We start from the raw sequence: 19,344 nt of genomic DNA, 5'->3' as shown, positions 1-19,344 counted from the left end.
GGGGCTTTTTTTCATGTGCGGGTTGTTCCTGCCAGCGCTGCAGCCTGGGCATGGGCATGGGCATTGCGCGCCTCTGCATTTGGCGCCGCCCGACTGCATTTCGCGCCGGTATCCGGTGATTCGTCGCATAACTTTCCTCCGCGCTCCTGTCGCTGGCAAAGTGGCACCAACTTAAGCAACTTTGCGGAGCCTACCATGCTGATTCAGATCCTGACCCACACCCCATGCTACGTTTGGGCCATTCTGGCCATGCTGGTGTATCGCGGCGTCATCGCCATGCGCGACCGCGAGATGGCGATCCGCAAGCTGTTCATCATTCCCGTCATCATGCTGGCATTGTCGTTGCAGGACATCGTGGCAAAGTTCGGTGCCACTTTCCTCCCGCTGTGCGCCTGGGCTGGCGCCACGGTTGCGCTGACCTTGCTCGTTGCGAAGTTCAGCAGCGCAGGGGCGAGCGCTGGCGCCACGCCCGGCAGCATGCGCGTTCACGGCAGTGCGATGCCGCTGGTGATGATGATGGCGATTTTCTTCACCAAGTACGTCACGGCGGTGACGCTGGTGATGCATCCTGGCGCCAGCCACAATGCCTTGTTCTCGACCTTGGTGTGCGCCTTGTTCGGCGTCTTTAACGGCTATTTCCTGGGCAGCCTGGCAGGCAAGCTGGTGATCTGGCAATCGGTGCGCGCATCGGCCAAGGGCAGCAACTACTTGACGGCCGCAGCCTGAATGGCGGGCATGTCACGACGGATAACTGCGCCATGACCCGCTGGGGTTCTGTTGGTGAAAAAGCCCTGTCACTATCTCAAGTGACAGGGCTTGTCGACTTCTGGCGCAGCTTAGCGCGCCTGCTTGCGGCGCCGTGCGATACCAATCCCGGCAATACCCAGGCCGAGCAAGGCCAGCGAGCCTGGTTCCGGCACAGTGTTGGTCGGCAGCGCGGTCAGGCCGGCATTGTAGTAAAAGGTGCCGCTCATGAGCGCGCCGCCATCGCAAGACTGGTTGAACGACGCGTCGAACATATCGATGGCGCCGGACTTGAAGCTCAACTGCTTGACGGTGAAACTGCCTTTGACCTTGTTGCATCCCCTGTGGTTGTAGCTCACGTCCAGGCCGGGATGGCCCGGCGAAGCGAACGATGCCCGCTCCGCATTCGTATACGTGACCCCGGCCTGCAAGGGAACACCCAGTGCCTCACTCGAAAAATCCAGCATGGCGTATTTGGTTTCAGGTTTGTCAAACATGAACAAAAAACGCAGGAAGTCGGTCTCAGGAGCAGCGGCCGTACCGCTATTGTTGAAGAAGCTAGCCTTGTCAAAGACGAGCAGCGGATCGTTGGACGAATACACATTGTCAACCAGCTTTCCTGCGCTGATATAGTCCCCTGGTGTCGCCGCCATGGTGAGGTGGGCCACCGAGGCCTGGCTCGATGCGGCCAGCAGGGTCGATGCGATGAGGAGGGCTTTGCCAATCTTGAATTTCATTACGCTTGTTCCGATGAGATAAGTAATCATCTGTACAAGCAAATTTCATGCCATTCACACAAGCAATAAATATGTTGTTAAAAATCAATAAGTTGCGATATGGATAAATTGATGGCCGTGTCACATCTTCCTGGCAGTGTAAAGTTTTCCGACACTGCCGCTGCGCACGTCGCGACAGCCGTTTTTTGACGCGGCGCGCTATCGTGTACCTACTTTCCCACTTCGGACAAGGGCCCTCCCATGCATGCGCTCACGCTCCACTACCACCCCCACCCCCACCCCCTGTCATCCTGCTGCCACAAGGTCTTGATCGCGCTCGACGTGCTGGGCATCGAGGCCGACAAACGGCTGCTCAACCTGGGCGACCCCGACGGGCGCGCCGCGCGCGCCGTGGCAAAGGCGCGCGATGACCTGGCGTCGGCCTACGCGTTCATCGAGCGCCAGCTGGCAGGCCGCACCTGGGTCGCCGGCGACGCTTTCAGCATGGCCGACTGCGCTGCCGCGCCAGCCTTGTTCTATGCCGTGGCGTACCTGCCGCTGCCGCCGCGGCATGGGCAGCTGGCGGCCTATGTCGAACGCTTGATGGCACACCCCTCGGTCGCGCTCACCATCGAGCAGGCACGGCCCTACTTCAAGTTTTTTCCAGGGCGCCGCGGCTTGTCGCGCAGCTACTTCGACCCGGCCGCCGCCTGAGGAGGACGCTGGGCGCGGGGTGACGACGGCGCGATGCGCTTACGGGACGGGAGCGCTTGCCGGCGCTTGCAACAACCAGCCTTTTGCCGGTTGCGACTTGAAATCCCTGAACGTGCCTTTTTCGGCCTCGGTAAGTACACCCAGGACGGCGCCGGTCAGGGCGCCCGCGACCAGGCCAGCGCCGCTGTTCAGCGGCGTGAAGGCCAAGGTCGTCTTCGCGCCCGACATCTCGTCCGGGCGCGGCGCGAGCGGCGCAACTGTCGAAAAATCGGGCCTGTCGTCCGGGTGGAAGACCGTCAAGGGCCGATTTGTTCCGATAATGTGGAACACGGTCGCTTCATTGCCCGGCTTTTTCGGCAGCAGGATGCCGCACTCCCACGCGCTGCCGGCCAGGGCGTCTTCCTTGCGCGGCCGGCCAGCCAGATACACGCACATGGGGGGACCGACGAAGTAGCTTCCTGCCTCATCCTCGAATTTTCCAACATACGTTCCGGGCACGAGTGTGACATCCCAAAACCCCAGCTTCCATTTCACCTCCTCCTTGACCTGCAACACCTGCTCGTTGGCGGGCCGCCGCAATGTTTCCGGCCTGGCGGCGCAACCCGCAACGAGCAGGGCGGTGAACAAAGCCAGTGCTGCGCCGGGACGATTTTTTCGGGGGAACATGGGGTGAGGTACTTTCACATGCCAAAACGATGGGACGGCGGTCATTCTACGATCGCCCGCGCTCGACATCCATTCATGCCCGGTCCGCCCACGCCAGCGGCAACTCGACGATCGCCGCCGCGCCGACCGCCACCAGGCTGGCGCGCGACCTGTCATGGTAGCGCGGCGTAAAACCGGGCAGCGCGGCGATGTGTACGCGCGCCGCCAGGTCCCATACGGTGCTGCCGGTATCGGCCGCGATGACCAGGCGCCGGCCGTCGCTGAACAGATCGGACACGCGCAGGTTCTCGTCGAGCGCCATCGGCCAGGGCGAGCCGGCAGGCGGCGCCGTCTCCACGCTCGCATCGACGATGCGCACGCCCGGGCCTTTCCCCCTTTCCTCGAATTCGTCGAAGACCCACTCGCCGGTGCCCCACAGCGCGACGTGGCGCTCGCTGATCCAGCAGGCGGGCGTGTTCCAGTCGTCGCGCTGGGCGTCTTCCACCATCGAGGCGCCATCGTCGCTTTCCCACGGATTGACGCCGAGCCAGTCGGCCACGCACCAGGTCCGCATTTTCGCCACCGGCGCCCAGATCCATCCATCATCGAGCAGGCGGCTGCCGTCCGGGCTGGGCCGGAGTTGTCCATGGAAGTAGTCGAGGCAATGTTCAGGGGAGCCCTTGCCAGCCTCAAAGCCTGCAATGACGCGTTCGGTCAGCGATTTTCCGCTCGCCGCATCGGCAACGTCGAGGCGGTTCCAGGCGCTGCGGTGGACGATCACGTTGCGCCCTTGATGGCGCAGGAAGCACGCACTGAAGGGCACCTGTTCGGGGTGGTAGTCGCCGCAGTCCAGCCGCATCGTGATGGCGCCGGACTGCGTCTCCAGCACGATCCCGTGCCGGCCGCCGTCGACCACCACGGCCGCATGCGCGCCGTCCGCAGCCGCGTGCAGGCGCAGGCCCGGCTGGAGGCGGGCCGTAGGGACCGGCACTGCCGGAACGTCCACCCGGCACAGTTCAACGCTGGTTCCGTGCGCGAGATCGACCCCGTGCAGCGCGCCGTCCGTGGTCAGCACCAGCACCTGGCCGTAGGGCGCTTGCACCGGGCAGGCATCCACGATGGGCGGGCCGGGCCATGCGAGCGAGCGCAGCGGATAAGCCGCGCCATGTGCCGCCTGCAACAAGCTTTCATTGATCGTGAAATGCATGAAAAAGGCCGATGAAGCCGCAAGAATGGGCAAACTGATCACGTTGCAATAATGAAACAGAAATCGCAAAAATGCAATAATTAGCGGGCGTATTGACGAGCTATATGGGATACTTGTTGCGTTTTTAACTACACAATATCCGTGAGTCATCATGAAGAAACCGTTTCTTACCTTACTCGTCACCTTTGTCGGGTTCTTTGCCGCGTTCGTCTCGATGAACATCAAGAAGATCGATACCCACAGCGCGATCGCCAAGGCGCCGGTATTCGTGCTGGCCACGCCGGATGGCATCACCAAGAAAACCAAGAAGCTCAGCACCAGCTATCAGGTCAATTACACGTATGTCGTCGATGGCGCCACCTACAAGATCGACACGGACTGGGTCAAGACGGTTGAGCAAGCCGAAAAGATGGCGTCCGAGCCGGTGCAGGTCGCATTTGCCGCCGGCAAGCCGGACAATGGCATTTTCAAGACTGAATACGATACGCATGATCGCAGCGAAAGTGTCTGGGGCGCAATTTTGATGGCGGCCGGCATGGGCCTGGTGGCTGCGGCCGGATTTACCCTGGTTTTGCTCTGGAAATTCCCCTGGCTGCGGCGCTGATGCGCGCCAGCGGCGGCCCCCGCCGCCGTCAATAAAAAACCAGCCTCGCGGGGCTGGTTTTTTTGCGCCGGCGGCAAGCTCATGCCACCGCGCGCAAGGGCCGCAAGGCCGCCATGATTTCGCCGGCCAGGCACGCCACCGCCGGGGTATCGCTGCTGCGGCCCCGGATCAGCACCACCTCGAGCGGCTCGAGCGGCGGCAAGCCTTCTGCGTCGCCCAGGCGCGCCAGGTGCGGCGGGATGCTGCACTCGGCCAGCGCGGCCACCGCCAGGCCCGCATCGACCATCGCCACGATGCCCAGCAGGCTCGGGCTGCTGTACCTTGCCCCATACGGCCTGGCGCTTTTTTCCAGCGCGGCCAGGGTGTGCTCGCGCGCCACGCAGCCCTTGTCGAACAGCGCCACCGGCAGCGGCGATTTTTTCCACACCGCATGCCGTTGCGAGCCGACCCAGACCAACTCTTCACGCCGGATCAAGGTCCCTTCCAGGTCGTCGGCGCGGGTCACCAGCGCCAGGTCGATCTGCCCTTTTTGCAGCAGCGGCTTGAGCAGCGTGCTTTGCAGGCACACCAGCTCGATCTCGACATTGGCGAACAGCTTGGTGAAGCGCTCCAGCACCGGCGGCAGCAGGGACGCCACGTAGTCGTCCGGCGCGCCCAGCACCACGCGCCCGACCACTTCCTGGGTGCGCAGCGCGGCCAGCGCCTGCGCCTCGAGCGCCAGCATCTGGCGCGCGTACGGCAGCAGGCGCTCGCCGGCCGCCGTCAGTTCGATGCGCCGCGTGTGGCGCGCAAAGAGCGCCTGGCCGAGCGTTTCTTCGAGCTTCATGATCTGCATGCTCACCGCCGCCTGCGAACGATGCACGGCCTCGGCCGCGCCGATGAAACTCATGTTGTCGGACGCGGCAACGAAGGTGCGCAGCTGGTTCAGGTTCAGGTCGGAAGTCATGGTTTTGATTATCGAATGAATTTCATCAAATAAATCAGCTTGTTTGATGTGTGGCGCTGTCCGATCATAGCCTGAAACCACGCACAGGAGAGCATCCATGTCCCATCCCGCCGTCTCGTTCGCCGCCGCCATGATCATGCTTGGCACGCTCGGTATTTTCTTCCACCAAGCCGCCCTGGCGCCGGTGGCGACCGTGTTTTTTCGCTGCGCCTTCGGCGCCATCATCCTGCTGGCGTACTGCGCTTGCAAAGGCTTGCTCACGAAAAAGAATGTCTCGCTCAACAACCTGGCACTGGCGCTCGGCAGCGGCGTCCTGATGTGCCTGAACTGGGTGATGTTCTTCGAAGCCATCGCCCGCATCGGCATTTCCATGACCACCATCGTGTACCACGTGCAGCCGTTCCTGGTGCTGATCTTCGCTTCGCTGCTGCTCAAGGAACGGGTCGGCGCCAGCAATGTCGGCTGGGTCGCGCTGGGATTCGCCGGCCTGGTGCTGGCATGCGGCCTGACAAGCGCGATGACGCCCGCTTCCGCCTACCTGGCCGGCATCGCCTTCACGCTCGGCGCCGCCATCGCCTACGCCGGGGTGACGCTCACCACGCGCGCCATCCGCGGCATGCCGCCCCAGCTCACGGCCCTGACCCACTGCCTTACCGGCGCCGTGCTGACCGCCGGGTTTGCCGGCATGCCGGCCGGCGGCATTGCTGCGGCCCAGTGGGGCTGGCTGGCCGGGCTGGGCCTGATCCCGACCGCGCTCGCCTACGTGATGGTGTACGGCGCCACCCCGCGCATGCGGACCGCCGCCATCGCCGTGCTCACCTTTTTGTATCCGGCCTGCGCGCTGCTGCTCGACTACCTGGTCTACGGGCATGCGCTCGGCGCCTTGCAACTGGCCGGCTTCGGGCTGATCGCCTGCGCCACGCTCGGCGTCAACCTGGAATGGCAGTTGTTTCCTGCCGTGAAGGGGGCATGATGCATCCCTACCGCACCCGGCGCGCGCAGCTGATCGCGCAGATGCACCAGCATGGCGGCGGCGTGGCCGTCATTCCCACCGCGCCCGAAGTCATGCGCAACAACGATGTCGAGTATCCGTTCCGGCACGACAGCTATGTCCATTACCTGTCCGGCGTGACCGAACCGGAAGCGGTGATCGTATTGGTCGCCGGGGCGCAGTTGCGCGCCATCCTGTTTTGGCGCGACCAGGACCCGGCGCAGGCAATCTGGCATGGCGTGCGCCATAGCCCGCAGCAAGCCGGCGCGCATTTCGGCTTCGACCAGGCGTTTCCGATCGCCGCGCTCGACGAGCAGATGCCGGCCCTGCTGGCCAACGCACCGGCCCTGTTCGCCGGTATGGGCCGCAACGCCGCCTTCGACGAGCGCCTGCACGGATGGCTGCGCGGCGTGCGCCAGGCGGGACGCGCCGGCGCGCATCCATGACGTCCACATGCTGCTCGACGAGATGCGGCTGCTCAAGGATGACGGCGAACTCGGCCTCATGCGGCGCGCCGCCGCCGTCTCGGCCGGCGCCCACCTGCGCGCGATGCGCATGGCCCGCCCCGGACTGGCCGAGTACCAGGTCGAAGCCGAGCTGCTGTACGAATTCCACCGCCAGGGCGCGGCCGCGCCGGCCTACCCGTCGATCGTGGCGGCGGGCGCGAACGCCTGCGTGCTGCACCACAATCCGGGCCGCACCGTGTTGCGGGATGGCGAGCTGCTGCTGATCGATGCCGGTTGCGAGCTGGACAGTTACGCGGCCGACATCACGCGCACCTTCCCCGTCAGCGGGCGGTTTTCGCCGGCGCAAAGGCGGATCTACCAGATCGTGCTCGATGCGCAACTGGCCGCCATCGCCGCCGTGCGTCCCGGCGCCCATGTCATGGCGCCGCACGAGGCCGCGCTGCGCATCCTGGCCCAGGGCATGCTCGATACCGGACTGTTGCAGGCCGACCGTGCCGGTACGCTGGACGACGTCATCGGCAGCGGCGCCTGGCGCCAGTTTTTCATGTGCAAAACCAGCCACTGGCTCGACATCGACGTGCATGACGTCGGCAGCTACCGCGAGCCTGGCGCCGACGCCTGGCGCATCCTGCAGCCCGGCATGACGCTCACCGTCGAACCGGGCCTGTACATCCGGCCGGGGCCGGGCGTGCCGGAGCCGTACTGGCACATCGGCATCCGCATCGAGGATGATGTGGCGGTGCTGCCGGCGGGCCGGGAAGTGATGAGCGCCGGCGTGCCCAAGGCGCTGCATGAACTCGAAGCGCTGCTGCGTTGACAATGCCGCACTCTGGTTTTGCTTGCTGCGCAGTTTGCCAGGCGGCCGAAGCGATCGACGACGCCCTCATCGCGGCGCGGCATTGTTGACGTCATATGGGCGGCGTGACCCGGCCGCCCAAGAGAAGCTGATGGCAATGTTTGCTAAAGAGCAAATTTATTTCGAATTTCTGTTACATTATGAGCCTGAAGAACCGTTTTCCCGTCTTAAATATGGGATCAAGTGACAATCTCTGACGGCCTGCCATCGTCAACGCAGACTGTCACAGAATCGACCGTTTAAGTGACCTTTCTCACGACTGACACCATGCACCTCCCCCGGAACACGACCCCGACCAAAGCGCGCGCTGTGGCCATGCCCAGCAACACCGTGCTGGCGCCGCTTTACGCGAACGCGAACCTGTTGGACGCCTTTGCCATTGCACTGCCTGCGCAGGCGAGCGACGACCTCGAGGTGCTGGCGCGCATCGCCTTAGAGCGCCAGGCGTGGTGGATTCGTGCGCTCCTGTGGGTCCGCGATGCGGTGATGGCGACCGTCGGCGTCACATCGTCGCGCGCCGTCGGTCTTGCCGGAGCGGCGCGTGGGCCGGTGATCGGCTTCTTGCCGCTGCTGTCAAAGAGCGCGACGGAGGTGATCCTGGGCGCGGATGACCGGCATCTCGACTTCTGCGTCACCATCCAGTTTCGCGCCGATGCGGCCCATGGTCGCGAGCTGCTCGCGGGCACGGTGGTGCATTGCCATAACAGGCTGGGACGGATCTATCTTGCGACGATTGCGCCGTTTCATCGCGTGATCATGCGGGCGAACCTGGAAAGGGCAGTCAGGGAAATGAGGACTTGAGCATGCATTGGCGATACGACGCCAGGAAACAGGACTGAGCGCGTCGCCCTGCCGGCAAGCCGCGCTACATCTGGCGGAAATGATGCAGGTAACTGCGGCTGACCGGCAGCACCTCGGTCCGTCCGCGCAGATGCACTTCGGCCGTTTCGTTCACCCCGCGCACCACTTCGCTCACGTAATGCAGATTGACGATCGCCGAACGGTGGATCTGCACGAAACGCTCCGGATCGAGTTCATCGCCGAGTTCGCGGATACTCTTGCGTATCAAGGCCTCGCCGTCGGTCCACACGACCGAGGTGTACTTGCCCTGCGCGCGCATGAAGGCCACCTGCTCCACCGGAATCAAGCGCACGCGGCTGCCGACCGAGGCCTTGATCCACTGCAGCCAGTTGCGCGGCCCGCCGCGCTGGCGCAGCTCGCTGGCCATGCGCTCGAGCACGGCGTCGAAGGCCGGGCCGGCGGCGGGCGCCGTTTCCAGCCGCGCCTGCAAGCGCCGCACCGTGTCGGCCAGGCGCGCCGCATCGACCGGCTTGACCAGGTAATCGATCGCGCCCTGCTCGAAGGCCTGCACCGCGTACTGCTCGTAGGCGGTCACGAACACGATGTGCGCGCGCCGCGCCAGCGCCCGCGCCGCCTCGATCCCGTTCAGCCCCGGCATGTGTACATCCAAAAACACGATCGCCGGCGCATGCTGGTCGAACAGCTCGACCGCCTCGGCGCCGTTGCGGGCGTCGGCCACGATCTCCAGTTGCGGCCACAGCCGCGCCAATTGCGCGCGCAGGTGCTCGCGCAGCAGCGGTTCATCGTCGGCGATCAGGGCGGTGGGGTGGCTCAAGCGGCTCAAGTGGCTCATGTAGCGCTCCGTGGCGTAAAAGTGAGTTCGACGTGGACGCCGTGCGGCGTTTCTTCATGCAGGTCGAGGCGCGCGCCGGGACCGTAGAACGCTTGCAGGCGCGTGCGCACATTGGCCAGTCCCGTGCCCGGCTGGGCCGATTCCGACATGCCCTGCCCGCTGTCGCCCACCCACAGGCTGACGCGCCCGCTGGCGGCATCGGCCTTGCCGCCGACCTCGATGCGCCCGCCCTCCAGGCTCGGATCGATGCCGTGGCGCACCGCGTTTTCCACCAGGGTCAGCAGGGCCATCGCCGGAAACGGCAGGCTGTTCAGTTCCGGCGCCACCCGGACGCTGAAGCGCAAGCGGTCGGGCATGCGCATGTGCATCAGCTCCAGGTAGGCGCGCACCAGCTGCAGTTCGGTCTCGAGCGTGGCGTCGGCATCGTTCAGGCGCGGCATGGCGGCCTTGAGGTAGGCGATCAGGTGGCGCAGCACCGGGCCGGCATTGTCGGACTTGGCCTCGACCAGCGCGGCGATATTGGCCAGCGTATTGAACAGGAAATGCGGCTCGATCTGTGCCTGCAGCAAGCGCAGGCGCGCGGCCGTCAGTTCGCGTTCGAGCGTGTCGCGCTCGCGCTCTTCGCGCAGGCGCGCGGCGCGCTCATTGGCCCTGCGTTCGACCCGTAGCGCCGCCAGCGTCGCCAGCGTGCCCACCACGACCGACAGGATGGCCAGCATGATGTAGCCGAGCACCAGCGCGCGCCGGGCCGGAATGCGCTCGCTCAGCACGAAAATCGCCAATGTGGCCACTGGCGCCACGAGTACCACCGCCAGCAGCCGCGCCAGCGCTCGCCAGCGCAAGGCGCCGCTCGCCGTGTACGTCAGCAGCAAGAGCGCGCCGATGAACCCGATGCGCAGCAGCACCGACAGGAAAGGGCCGGACGACAAGGCCGACAGCACCCACGACAGCTGCAGCGTGATGAGCAGCGCCACCAGCGCCTGGCGCAGGGTCGGCAGGGCTGGATGGCGCGCGGGCGGGCAGCGGAGCGGCGGGGTGGTCATCCCGTCACAATAACCGTTCGGCGCGCGTCGTTCAAGGCCGGAAAACCGCCGCCCGTCGCGCCATTCGCCGCGCCGGGTCGCCAGCGCCGCCGCCTGCTTCTACTGTGCGGGTACAGACCATCACACCACAAGGAGCATCCCATGATCATGTACACTGCCGCCGGCCAGCCGCGCACCGCGCCGCTTGAGGCGGGTACACCCGGGCGGCGCGCTACCAGCGCCGGCGCGCTGGCGTGGTCGGCGCGCCTGTGGTTCGGCGTGGCCGTGGCCGGGCAACTGCTGTTTGCCTGGTACGTCGCCGTTTTCTACGGCGGCGCGCTGGTGCGTGGCGAGCTGGCGCAATGGAACAAGGTCATGCCGCGCGGGTATGTCGCCGGCGACACGGCCGGCAATGCCGCCATTGGCGTGCATGTCCTCGTGACGGTGCTGATCACCATCGGCGGCGCCCTCCAACTGCTGACGCCGCTGCGGCGACTGGCGCCGGCGTTTCACCGCTGGAACGGGCGCGTCTACGTGCTGCTGGCGGTGGGGTCGAGCCTGATCGGCCTGTACATGGTGTGGTGTCGCGGCGCGGCAGGCGGCCTGGCGCAGCACGTGGGCATCAGCGGCAATGCCGTGCTGATCGTGCTGTGCGCGGCGCTGGCCGTGCATCATGCGCGCGCCGGCCGCATCGCACCGCACCGGCGCTGGGCGCTGCGCCTGTTCCTGGCGGTCAGTGGCGTGTGGTTCTTCCGGATCGGCCTGATGGCATGGATCGTCGCCAACCGCGGGCCGGCCGGATTCGATCCGGAGACCTTCCAGGGGCCGTTCCTGAGCTTCCTGTCGTTTGCCCAATACCTGCTGCCGCTGGCGGTGCTGGAGCTGTATGCGCGGGCGCAGGCGAGCGGGCGGAGGGCAGCGCGCATCGCGATGGCCGCCGCCATGCTGGTGCTGAGCGTAGCGACGGCGGCCGGCGTGGCGGCGGCGGCGATGATCCTGTGGCTGCCGCACCTGTGAGGCGCGTGGCGGCGGCTGAGTCAGCCGGGGAAGGCCTCGGCCGTCGTACACACGGCCAGGGTGCTGCCGGCGGTCACCGGCAATCCTGCCCACACCCAGTTGTGATGGGCGATGATGGCCGGCGCCGCCAGGTGCGGGCGGTCGGCGGTGGTATGCGCGTCCGCCAGGGCCACCACCTGCAGGGGGCGCGAGGCTGCCGCGCGCACGGCGGTATCGATGCAGAACTCGGAGGCGAAGCCGCAGATATACAAGGTGGAGGTCGCGCTGGCTGCAAGCTGGTCGGCCAGGTCGGTCGCGGCGAAGGCATCGGCGGCCAGCTTTTGCACGGTGCCGTCGGTGGCGGCCTGTTGCAGCGCCGGGATCACTTGCCACGGCGGCGAGCCGAGCGGGGCATCCGCATTCACATGCTGGACGAAGATCACCTTGCCGCCCTGCGCACGGACGTGTTTGGCGGCATGATTGATGCGCTCGACTACGCCCTCGGTGTCGTGGCACGGGCTGGCCGGATTGTCAAGCCACGCGTTTTGCATATCGATGATCAGTAGCGTTTTCATAAAACCTTTGGAACAGTGATGAGAGAAGCATCAGTGTTACCCAGAGTCCCGGTCAGATAAACTGGCGCCGGCTTCGCAGATTCCAAACCGCCAATTACGAATACGCCGACACGCCGATCAGCATCCCCCTACAACCGGGGTCAGAGCTTTAATTGGAAACAAAAGTTCACCCGGAACGAAAGCGGTCTACAAGAACGGTCATACCGCGCTAAACGCGCCAGTTTCAGTGAAAATGGCTTAAAACCAAGCTCCGGTACCTGTCAGGCAGCAAAAAGTTGCAAGTTAAAGCTCTGACCCCGGTTGGGGGAGGGCGTCGGCGAGTTGGCTGCCGAACGGCGTACGCGACCATTGCTGGCGGTTGCCGATCACGTACAGGCGCCGCTTGGCGCGCGTGGCGGCGACGTTGATGATGTTCGGCTTGCCCGCCGCCCATTGACGCGCGCCGTCGCTGTTGCCGCCCAGGACCAGCAGCACCGTCTCGCTTTCCTTGCCCTGAAAGGTGTGCACCGTGCCGACGTGCCCTTGCAGCCATGCGCCGACAGCGTCGTCGCCCGCCTCGCCCGCCCATTCGTCCACGCGCGCTTTCAACAAGGCGGTCAGCCCTTGCGCCACCGACTTGAACGGGGTAATCAGGAACAGGTCCGGCAAGCCGTGCGCTTTGCCAACCCAGCCTTCGCTGGCGTAGCGCACCACGATATCGGCCGCGAGCGCGCCTTCGCGCCCGTTGTAGTGCTCGTCGAATTCGCCCGCGCCGATATCGTGCCAGCACGAGGGGCCGAGCAGCGGCCGGCTGGCCGTGGCCTGTTCTTCCTCGGCGCGCGCCGGGCCGTAGACCATCTTGCCGTTGTAGGCAATCTGGTTCGACAGCGAAAACATCGGGTCGGCGCAGCGCCGGTGTACGCGCAGCGGCGCACCCACCCACAGGTCGCTGCCGTCGTACTGCACCACGTTGGCGCCGAAGCGGTTGCCGCGGTCGGCCAGGTGCTGCGCCGAGTAGGCCGTCAACTGGTGCCCGGGCGGCGCCCCGTGGTACGACAGGATGCCGTAGTCGAGCTGCTTGTCCATCGTGATCACCGGTTCGACTTGCAGCGGGTCGCCCACGATCAGCGCGCGCTTGGCACGCCAGATGGCGCCGAGCGCGTGCGATGGCACCGCCTGCCCGGCTTCGTCCACCAGCAGCAGGCCGATCTCGCCTTCGCCCAGGTCGGCAAAGCAGCGCGACACCGACGCGAAGGTGCTCGAGACCACCGGCACCGCCAGGAAGAAGCTGGCCCACAGGTGGCGCGCCATGGCCGGCAGGTGCGGCTTGATGTGGCTTTCCTGCGCCAGCATGGACAAGGCCAGGCGGAAGTTGGTCTCGAACGGTTTGCCGGCGTGCTTGAGGAACGCCTTGTGCAGGTGCATCGCGGCGATGAACACGTCGGCCCGCGCGGCATGGTAGGCGGCGTTGCTGCGCGGGAGGGACTTTTGTTGTTGTTCGACCGGCAGCGCGGCGAACGCGGCCGGATCGAACGCGGCCTCGCCCAGGCTGGCCGCGAGCGCGTCGACCCGTTCGGCCACCGTGTGCAGCGCTTGCGCGCGGTTGTCGGCGTCGCGCCGGGCCGATTCCCAGCCGGCGGCGCAGGTGCTGGCGCTGCTGTTCGCTTCAAGGCGCGCCAGGGCCAGGCGCGCGCGTTCGCTGCGCAGGTGGTCGTATTCCTCCGACAGCGCTTGCTGGCGCGCCACGAAGGCGGCGTAGCGCGCCTTGCCGAACAAGCGCGCCAGCAACTGGCGCCAGGCGGGCCATTCGCTCGCGTGCAGTTCGCGTTCGCGCAGGTTGGTGGCGAGGGCGGCGGCGTTGCCGGCCGCTTGGGTGTCGAGCGCTGTCAGCGCCGCGCCCGCTTGCGCGTTGCGCCGGCCGGCGAGGTCGGCGGCGGCGTCGGCGGCGGCGCACAGGGATTCGGCCGCCTTGCGTTCCGGCAGCGCGCTGTCGTACGCGAGGATCGCCGCCTGCATCGCGTCGACCCTGGCCACGGCGCTGTTGAAGTGTGCGCGCGCCGCTTCCCAGTTGAGCGAGGCGCCGGCGCCGGCCAGTTGCTTGGCCAGTCCCAGTTCCTTGAAAAAGCCCAGGCGGTTGGCGACCAGGTTGCGGTTGGATTTTTTGCCGAGCGGGACCGAAATCAGGCCCCAGCAGCGGATTTTGCCGTGCTCTTTATCGTCGTCTTCCGCTGCTTCCTCGCTGTCGGCCTCGCCCGCCTCGCCCGGCATTTTTTTCTTTTCTTCGTTGAGGATCGATTCGGCGCTGGCGCCAAAGTAGTCGAACGGTTCGCCGTTCATCAGCAGCGGCTGCGGCGCGACTTTCTTGATGCTGGGCAGGTCGAGCGTGATGTTTTCGACCGCCTTGTTGTTGGCGCTGGCAACCACGATGCCGGTGTCGAGCAGGCGGTCGTCGAGGTGGTAGCTATTGCCCTTGAGCGTGACGCCATTGCTGTTGGCGGGATACGCGATCTGGTGCTGGCTGCGCGAAAACGCCGCTTCCGGATGGGCGAATTCCGCCAAGATCCTGGCGCGCTCGACCACGCGGGCGGCGATCACGTCCATCAGCAGGGTGGTCTTGCCGGTGCCGGGCGGGCCGTTGACCGAAAAAATGCCGCCCTCGGCCAGGGTTTCCAGGCCGATGTTGACGGCCACCTGCTGCATCAGGAACAGCGGGAAGGGGCTCGGCCAGCGTCCCGCCGGAAAGCGGCGCGGGTCGAGCGCGGCGTTGACCGGGCCCGGGCGCGTGATGTCGCGCCGGGCGCCGTCGCGCCGGGCGGCGCTGCGCTGGTGGCCGTCGAGGTAAGCCTGGATCTGGGGCGAGCCGGGGCCGCTCTCGGCGTCCTGGCGCAGGCGTTCGAGGTCGTCGAGGTAGAAGGAGTTGATCGGGTCCATCTCCGGCTCGCGCGACAATTTCTTGCCGCGCCGGTCGATCAGCGCGACTTCGTGCGTACACAGTTGCGCGCGGGCCAGCAGGGAGCGCGGTTTCCAGTCCAGCTCGGTGAGGAGGTGGTCGGTGACCTGGGCGAACCAGTCGGCGTTGGCCACGCCATGCTTGCCCATGGCCAGTTCGTGCAGCTTGTTTTGCAGGCCGAACAGGGTGCTGCTGTAGCCGATCGGGGCCTTGTTTTTCTTTTCGGCAAAGGCGACCGCGAACGCGCCCAACTGCAAGGTGTCGACGTCGGGCCGGCCATCCGAGCCGATTTCTATCGCGCAAAGAAAGGTGTTGCCCCTGGCCGGGCGCAAGTGGTTGCCGCTGAATGTGTCCGGGCTCGACTCGAGCGGGAACAGCGCGGCCAGTTCGGTTTCCAGCACGCTTTTTTCGACCAGGCCGAACCAGACGAAATACTTGTGCTGGCCATGCACGGCGTCGGCGGCCAGGCTGCCATGCGGCGCGGGCAGCCACGGCAGCGGCTCGTCGTAGCGCTTGAAAAACGCCGGCCGCTTGCCTGCCTTGGGAATGTCCGGGTACATGAGTGCTTCGACATCGAACCAATAGCGAAGCGTGTTGACATACTGTGCAGGCATAGGATTTTTCCGGGAGTGTGGCCGGGCGATGACAGCGCGGGCCGGCCAGCTTGCATGACCGCGCTGGCGATCATTTGACAAGGCGGAATTGTAACTTCACTCGCGGCAAAAAAGCCTTGATTTCACAATCGCGGGCGCAGCGGCCATTGCGGGCGGCGCCGCGCATCCCGGCCGATGCGCGGCGCCGCCCGCAAGCGCTAGCCGGCGTAGTCGACCGGGTCGCCGGCCAGCGGCGCGGGCTCGCCGCTGGGGCCGGCGCTGGCCTGGTCGACCATGTGCGCGTAGCCGCTGAAGTCGGCGACTTCGAAGCCGAACGGCAGGCGCGCGGCCGCCTTGTCGTAGTTGACGTAGGGACGCACGGCCTGGGCCAGTTCGTCGCGGCCCCAGCCCATGTCGATGGCATGGGCGATCAGGCGGCCCTGTTTTTTGGCGATCGGGGCCGGGCTGCCCCACAGCGCCGGGGCGCCGGTGAACCACAGGCCGGGGTAGCGCGCGTGCAGCACGTTGCCGACCAGCTGCTGCTGCGGCTCGCTGCCTTCGGCCAGGATTTCCTGGCTGCGGTAGCCGGTGCAGCAGACGATCACGTCGGCCTCGCAACTGCTGCCGTCGACGAAATAGACCGTGCGCTGGTCGACCTGCGCCAGCGCCGGGCGCAAGGGTACCATGCCGCTGCGCACCGGTCCGAGCATGCTGTCGCTGACGGTGATGCGCTGGCGCCCGACGTCGATTTCGTGACTGGAAGGATCGACCGCGTGGCCGATCGCGCCGTGCTCGCGGCAGGCGTCCCACAGCCGCGCCTGATAGCTGTGGCGGAAGGTTTCCTTCAACGCCCGCGTGGCGACGTCGATCGGGCTGCCGTGCAGCAGGCGCGGCACCAGCCAGGTGGGACTGCGGCCCGACAGCACCAGTTGCTGCGCCACCGGAAACAGCCTGGCGGCGCATGCCATCGCGGTATTGCCCAGGCCGACGATGAGCACGCGCTGGCCGACGAAGCGGCTCAGGTCGCGCACGTCGGACGAATGGATGATGCGCCCGGCAAAGTTGGCGCCGCCGGCGATCAGGGGCAACTGCGGTGTGTGGTACAGCCCGCCGGCATACACCACGTGTTCGAAGTGGCGCAGCAGCGGCGCGGCGGCCTGGCTGGCGCTGGCGATCAGCAGGTCGGCCCCGCCGTCATACAGCGAGGGCGTCACGCACAGCACCTTGGTCGAGGTGAAGATACGCGAGGCCAGGCCCTGGCGCTTGATGGTGTCGAGGCATTGTTCGGTGTACGCGGCCCAGCTGGCGGCGCCCGCATGCGACAGCGGCAGTTGCGCGGCGGCGCTCTGGACCAGGTCCGGATACAGCGCCGACAGCGGATCCTTGCCCCATATTCCGCCCGGCTCGGAACGCGCTTCGAACAGCACCGGATCCAGGCCGCGTTGCAGCATTTCGGCGGCGGCCGCCATGCCGCTGCTGCCGGCGCCGATGATGGCGATGCGCGGCCGGCTCATCACGCCGCCGGCCACGCGCGCGGCCAGGTCGGCAAAGGTGGGCAGGGCGGCGCTCATCGGCACCCCCCTGCGCGCCGCGCGGCAGGCGGCGCCGCAAGCGGGGTGGCAAGCGGGGTGGCAAGCGGAGGGGCGTCGCACGGTGCTAACGCCAATTGCCGGGCTCGGCACATTACATCGACAGATTCGATTATGGACATCGTATTCATCACTCGCAGGACGGATCAATGAAAGCGGCAAGCGGTTTGCGCATGCCGGGAACGCGGTGTTAATGCCGGATCCGGCATTTTTTTTCGAAATATTGTTATTTCGTCGGGGCGATTAAAAACGATTTGACATCGGAGTGTCAATCAATATTGCAGCGCTATTACCAACGGTAATTTGTGTCGCATAAGAAACTGCTATAAGTGATTGAATTTAAACGGCTTTGGTTTTCGCTTCTATTTCGTGCTGTTGTTGTTGCGCCAATTGGGATCTTGAAAATTTGCGCATCGGCGCGAAGCCGCGAAGGAAGCAGTTGCAGCGCTGGCGAGGCGCCCGGATTAATTAATTGAACATTAATTGTTATGGTAAAAAGACCATAATTGTCATCCTCGCGTCATAATCATCTGCCTGTTTATTGTGCTGATCCAGATTACATCAGCGGAAGCGGAATGAAAAAACCGCAGCGCTATGCCAAAAGGCACATTTAATGGTTGTATTGACGCATATTCGACATGATATTGATCTGAATCATACTGGAGAAGAAAAAGTGATCCCGTTTGCATAAAACAGACGGGGGAGCACCCGTTCCCGGCGCTAAAAATCCTCATCGGAAACTTGTTAATCGATTGCAAGCTATGATGAATGATCCCTTGCACATCCTTATCGAGGAGTCATTCAATGCTTGAGGCAATCCGCGTTCCCGACATCGTCCCGCTCGAACACATCCTGCCGGATGAACCCTTATTGATGATGGGCGCCGGTCCGGTGCCGATTCCGCCGGCCGTGGCGGCCGCCAATTCGATCGTCATCAACCACCTGGGCGACACCATGAACCAGGTCATCGCGCAGGTGAAGGAGATGGGGCGCTACGTGTTCCAGACCCGTTCCTCGCATGTGATGGGCGTCGGCGGGCCGGGCTCGGCGGCGATGGAAATGGCGATCGCCAACCTGGTCCATCCGGGCGACAAGGTCTTATGCATCTGCAACGGCTACTTCAGCAAGCGCATGGCCGAGATGGTCAGCCGGGTGCGCGGCGAGCCGACCTTGCTGCACATCGAGAACAACGAAAGCGCCAGCGTCGAGCTGGTGCAGCGTACCCTGGCCAAGGGCGACTACGCGGCCATCACCCTGGTGCAGGGCGAGACCTCGAACACGGTCTGCAACCACAGCCTGGGCAGCATCGCCCGCATGGCGCACGAGCATGGCTGCCTGGTGATCGTCGACGCCGTCTGCACGTTCAGCACGATGGCGCTCGACATGGATGCCTGGCAAGTCGACGCCGTCATTACCGGCGGCCAGAAGGGGCTGTCCTCGATTCCGGGCGTGTCCCTGCTGGCGTTTTCGGAACATGCCTGGGCCAAAAAGATTGCCACGCGCACCCACCAGCCGTTTCACTGGTGCCTCGACGCGCAGCTGGCCGACCAGTTCTGGAACCAGAAATCGTATCACTACACCGCGCCCGTGTCCGGCATCCTGGCGCTGCACGAAGCGCTGCGCCTGGTGTGCGCCGAAACCTTGCCGCGCCGCTTCGCGCGCCACCAGCAATGTTCGGAAGCGCTGCAGGCCGACATCGAAGCGCTCGGGCTGGACTTGCTGGTGCCCAGGCAGCACCGGCTCAATTCGGTGATCGGCATCGTCACGCCCGATCACGTCTCGTCCGACGTGGTGCGCGCGCACATGTCGCGCGTACACAAGGTCGAAATTTCCGGCGCCTTCGGCCTGAACATCTTGCGGATCGGCCAGATGGGCGAGCAAAGCCGCGCGCACAACCTGTTCCGCACCTTGCACGCCTTCGGTTCGAGCATGCAGGCCGGCGGCGCCAGCCTCGACCTGCCGGCCGGCATGGCCGAACTGGAGCGCTCGCTGTCGCGCCACGCGATCGCGCAACCGGCATAGCAAGGCTGCCAGACTGGCGTACACCTGCGCCGGCGTGCGCCCGGCATTGAAAGGAGACATTGACGACGCTTAAA

Annotated in this window: 17 protein-coding genes and 1 pseudogene; 9 read left to right on the top strand and 9 right to left on the bottom strand. The window is 65.3% G+C overall.

Features of this window, described 5'->3' with window-relative positions; all coding sequences use genetic code 11:
• The first annotated feature begins 195 nt into the window (after positions 1–195).
• A complete protein-coding gene (locus F1735_RS18080) occupies positions 196–726 on the top strand; it encodes a DUF6622 family protein (RefSeq protein ID WP_167238230.1) in 531 nt (176 codons plus the stop codon).
• A 110-nt stretch (positions 727–836) separates the two neighbouring features.
• Here the strand turns inward: F1735_RS18080 and F1735_RS35735 are convergent, their stop codons facing one another.
• Positions 837–1,523: a PEP-CTERM sorting domain-containing protein gene (locus tag F1735_RS35735; RefSeq protein WP_229505839.1), complete on the bottom strand. Its 687-nt coding sequence runs from the start codon at positions 1,521–1,523 to the stop codon at positions 837–839.
• 198 nt (positions 1,524–1,721) lie between these two features.
• Here F1735_RS35735 and F1735_RS18070 point away from each other — a divergent pair, with 198 nt between their 5' ends.
• Complete coding sequence (locus F1735_RS18070) at positions 1,722–2,174, top strand: glutathione S-transferase (RefSeq protein ID WP_167238229.1); 453 nt, start codon at positions 1,722–1,724, stop codon at positions 2,172–2,174.
• 39 nt (positions 2,175–2,213) lie between these two features.
• Here F1735_RS18070 and F1735_RS18065 read toward each other — a convergent pair whose 3' ends face one another.
• A complete protein-coding gene (locus F1735_RS18065; RefSeq protein WP_167238228.1) occupies positions 2,214–2,885 on the bottom strand; it encodes a hypothetical protein in 672 nt (223 codons plus the stop codon).
• Positions 2,886–2,913: 28 nt separating this feature from the next.
• Complete coding sequence (locus tag F1735_RS18060; protein WP_167238227.1) at positions 2,914–4,026, bottom strand: hypothetical protein; 1,113 nt, start codon at positions 4,024–4,026, stop codon at positions 2,914–2,916.
• Between the two features lie 151 nt (positions 4,027–4,177).
• Between F1735_RS18060 and F1735_RS18055 the strand changes: the two genes are divergently transcribed.
• A complete protein-coding gene (locus F1735_RS18055; protein ID WP_167238226.1) occupies positions 4,178–4,630 on the top strand; it encodes a hypothetical protein in 453 nt (150 codons plus the stop codon).
• A 79-nt stretch (positions 4,631–4,709) separates the two neighbouring features.
• Here F1735_RS18055 and F1735_RS18050 read toward each other — a convergent pair whose 3' ends face one another.
• Positions 4,710–5,576, bottom strand: a complete 867-nt coding sequence (locus F1735_RS18050; protein ID WP_167238225.1) for a LysR family transcriptional regulator — start codon at positions 5,574–5,576, stop codon at positions 4,710–4,712.
• A 97-nt stretch (positions 5,577–5,673) separates the two neighbouring features.
• Here F1735_RS18050 and F1735_RS35525 point away from each other — a divergent pair, with 97 nt between their 5' ends.
• The 4 genes and pseudogenes from F1735_RS35525 (at position 5,674) to F1735_RS18035 (ending at position 8,691) form a co-directional block, all read left to right on the top strand.
• A complete protein-coding gene (locus F1735_RS35525; protein WP_187364283.1) occupies positions 5,674–6,549 on the top strand; it encodes a DMT family transporter in 876 nt (291 codons plus the stop codon).
• Positions 6,549–7,851, top strand: a pseudogene (locus F1735_RS18045) (aminopeptidase P N-terminal domain-containing protein). Before F1735_RS35525 ends, F1735_RS18045 begins: the two are co-directional and overlap by 1 nt.
• A complete protein-coding gene (locus tag F1735_RS18040) occupies positions 7,826–8,077 on the top strand; it encodes a hypothetical protein (RefSeq protein WP_167238224.1) in 252 nt (83 codons plus the stop codon). Before F1735_RS18045 ends, F1735_RS18040 begins: the two are co-directional and overlap by 26 nt.
• A gap of 128 nt (positions 8,078–8,205) precedes the next feature.
• A complete protein-coding gene (locus F1735_RS18035) occupies positions 8,206–8,691 on the top strand; it encodes a DUF2867 domain-containing protein (RefSeq protein ID WP_187364284.1) in 486 nt (161 codons plus the stop codon).
• 64 nt (positions 8,692–8,755) lie between these two features.
• On the opposite strand, the gene F1735_RS18030 is transcribed toward F1735_RS18035, so the two are convergent.
• Both F1735_RS18030 and F1735_RS18025 read right to left on the bottom strand, forming a co-directional pair.
• The gene (locus tag F1735_RS18030; protein WP_167238222.1) at positions 8,756–9,544 is read right to left on the bottom strand and encodes a LytR/AlgR family response regulator transcription factor; all 789 of its coding nucleotides are present in this window, start codon (positions 9,542–9,544) and stop codon (positions 8,756–8,758) included.
• Entirely contained in the window at positions 9,541–10,587 is a 1,047-nt protein-coding gene (locus F1735_RS18025) for a sensor histidine kinase (protein ID WP_167238221.1), read from the bottom strand. The genes F1735_RS18030 and F1735_RS18025 overlap by 4 nt, the downstream gene beginning before the upstream one ends.
• A gap of 141 nt (positions 10,588–10,728) precedes the next feature.
• Between F1735_RS18025 and F1735_RS18020 the strand changes: the two genes are divergently transcribed.
• Positions 10,729–11,583: a DUF2306 domain-containing protein gene (locus tag F1735_RS18020; RefSeq protein ID WP_222853019.1), complete on the top strand. Its 855-nt coding sequence runs from the start codon at positions 10,729–10,731 to the stop codon at positions 11,581–11,583.
• Between the two features lie 20 nt (positions 11,584–11,603).
• Here F1735_RS18020 and F1735_RS18015 read toward each other — a convergent pair whose 3' ends face one another.
• The 3 genes from F1735_RS18015 to F1735_RS18005 form a co-directional block, all read right to left on the bottom strand.
• Positions 11,604–12,137 carry an isochorismatase family protein gene (locus F1735_RS18015; RefSeq protein WP_167238220.1) on the bottom strand — a complete coding sequence of 178 codons (534 nt, stop codon included), beginning with the start codon at positions 12,135–12,137 and terminating at the stop codon, positions 11,604–11,606.
• 282 nt (positions 12,138–12,419) lie between these two features.
• Positions 12,420–15,680, bottom strand: coding sequence for a DEAD/DEAH box helicase (locus tag F1735_RS18010; RefSeq protein WP_167238219.1), 3,261 nt, complete (start codon positions 15,678–15,680; stop codon positions 12,420–12,422).
• A gap of 197 nt (positions 15,681–15,877) precedes the next feature.
• Positions 15,878–17,311: an FAD-dependent oxidoreductase gene (locus F1735_RS18005; RefSeq protein ID WP_167238218.1), complete on the bottom strand. Its 1,434-nt coding sequence runs from the start codon at positions 17,309–17,311 to the stop codon at positions 15,878–15,880.
• A 741-nt stretch (positions 17,312–18,052) separates the two neighbouring features.
• Here F1735_RS18005 and F1735_RS18000 point away from each other — a divergent pair.
• A complete protein-coding gene (locus F1735_RS18000; protein WP_167238217.1) occupies positions 18,053–19,270 on the top strand; it encodes a pyridoxal-phosphate-dependent aminotransferase family protein in 1,218 nt (405 codons plus the stop codon).
• Positions 19,271–19,344 lie beyond the last annotated feature (74 nt).

This window comes from Massilia genomosp. 1 (assembly GCF_011682185.1).
GTDB classification, from domain to species: domain Bacteria; phylum Pseudomonadota; class Gammaproteobacteria; order Burkholderiales; family Burkholderiaceae_D; genus Telluria_A; species Telluria_A rubra.
The sequence above is the reverse complement of the archived record's forward strand: the minus strand, read 5'-3'. Positions and strand labels throughout refer to the sequence as shown.

What these genes read in the sequence shown, in the direction of transcription:
- F1735_RS18055 (WP_167238226.1), top strand. Translation starts at nt 4,178, where the DNA reads ATGAAGAAACCGTTTCTTACCTTACTCGTCACCTTTGTCGGGTTCTTT.
- F1735_RS18080 (WP_167238230.1), top strand. Translation starts at nt 196, where the DNA reads ATGCTGATTCAGATCCTGACCCACACCCCATGCTACGTTTGGGCCATT.
- F1735_RS18030 (WP_167238222.1), bottom strand. Translation starts at nt 9,544, where the DNA reads ATGAGCCACTTGAGCCGCTTGAGCCACCCCACCGCCCTGATCGCCGAC.
- F1735_RS18050 (WP_167238225.1), bottom strand. Translation starts at nt 5,576, where the DNA reads ATGACTTCCGACCTGAACCTGAACCAGCTGCGCACCTTCGTTGCCGCG.
- F1735_RS18065 (WP_167238228.1), bottom strand. Translation starts at nt 2,885, where the DNA reads ATGACCGCCGTCCCATCGTTTTGGCATGTGAAAGTACCTCACCCCATG.
- F1735_RS18035 (WP_187364284.1), top strand. Translation starts at nt 8,206, where the DNA reads ATGCCCAGCAACACCGTGCTGGCGCCGCTTTACGCGAACGCGAACCTG.
- F1735_RS18000 (WP_167238217.1), top strand. Translation starts at nt 18,053, where the DNA reads ATGCTTGAGGCAATCCGCGTTCCCGACATCGTCCCGCTCGAACACATC.
- F1735_RS18070 (WP_167238229.1), top strand. Translation starts at nt 1,722, where the DNA reads ATGCATGCGCTCACGCTCCACTACCACCCCCACCCCCACCCCCTGTCA.
- F1735_RS18025 (WP_167238221.1), bottom strand. Translation starts at nt 10,587, where the DNA reads ATGACCACCCCGCCGCTCCGCTGCCCGCCCGCGCGCCATCCAGCCCTG.
- F1735_RS35525 (WP_187364283.1), top strand. Translation starts at nt 5,674, where the DNA reads ATGTCCCATCCCGCCGTCTCGTTCGCCGCCGCCATGATCATGCTTGGC.
- F1735_RS18060 (WP_167238227.1), bottom strand. Translation starts at nt 4,026, where the DNA reads ATGCATTTCACGATCAATGAAAGCTTGTTGCAGGCGGCACATGGCGCG.
- F1735_RS18015 (WP_167238220.1), bottom strand. Translation starts at nt 12,137, where the DNA reads ATGAAAACGCTACTGATCATCGATATGCAAAACGCGTGGCTTGACAAT.
- F1735_RS18010 (WP_167238219.1), bottom strand. Translation starts at nt 15,680, where the DNA reads ATGCCTGCACAGTATGTCAACACGCTTCGCTATTGGTTCGATGTCGAA.
- F1735_RS18020 (WP_222853019.1), top strand. Translation starts at nt 10,729, where the DNA reads ATGATCATGTACACTGCCGCCGGCCAGCCGCGCACCGCGCCGCTTGAG.
- F1735_RS18040 (WP_167238224.1), top strand. Translation starts at nt 7,826, where the DNA reads ATGAACTCGAAGCGCTGCTGCGTTGACAATGCCGCACTCTGGTTTTGC.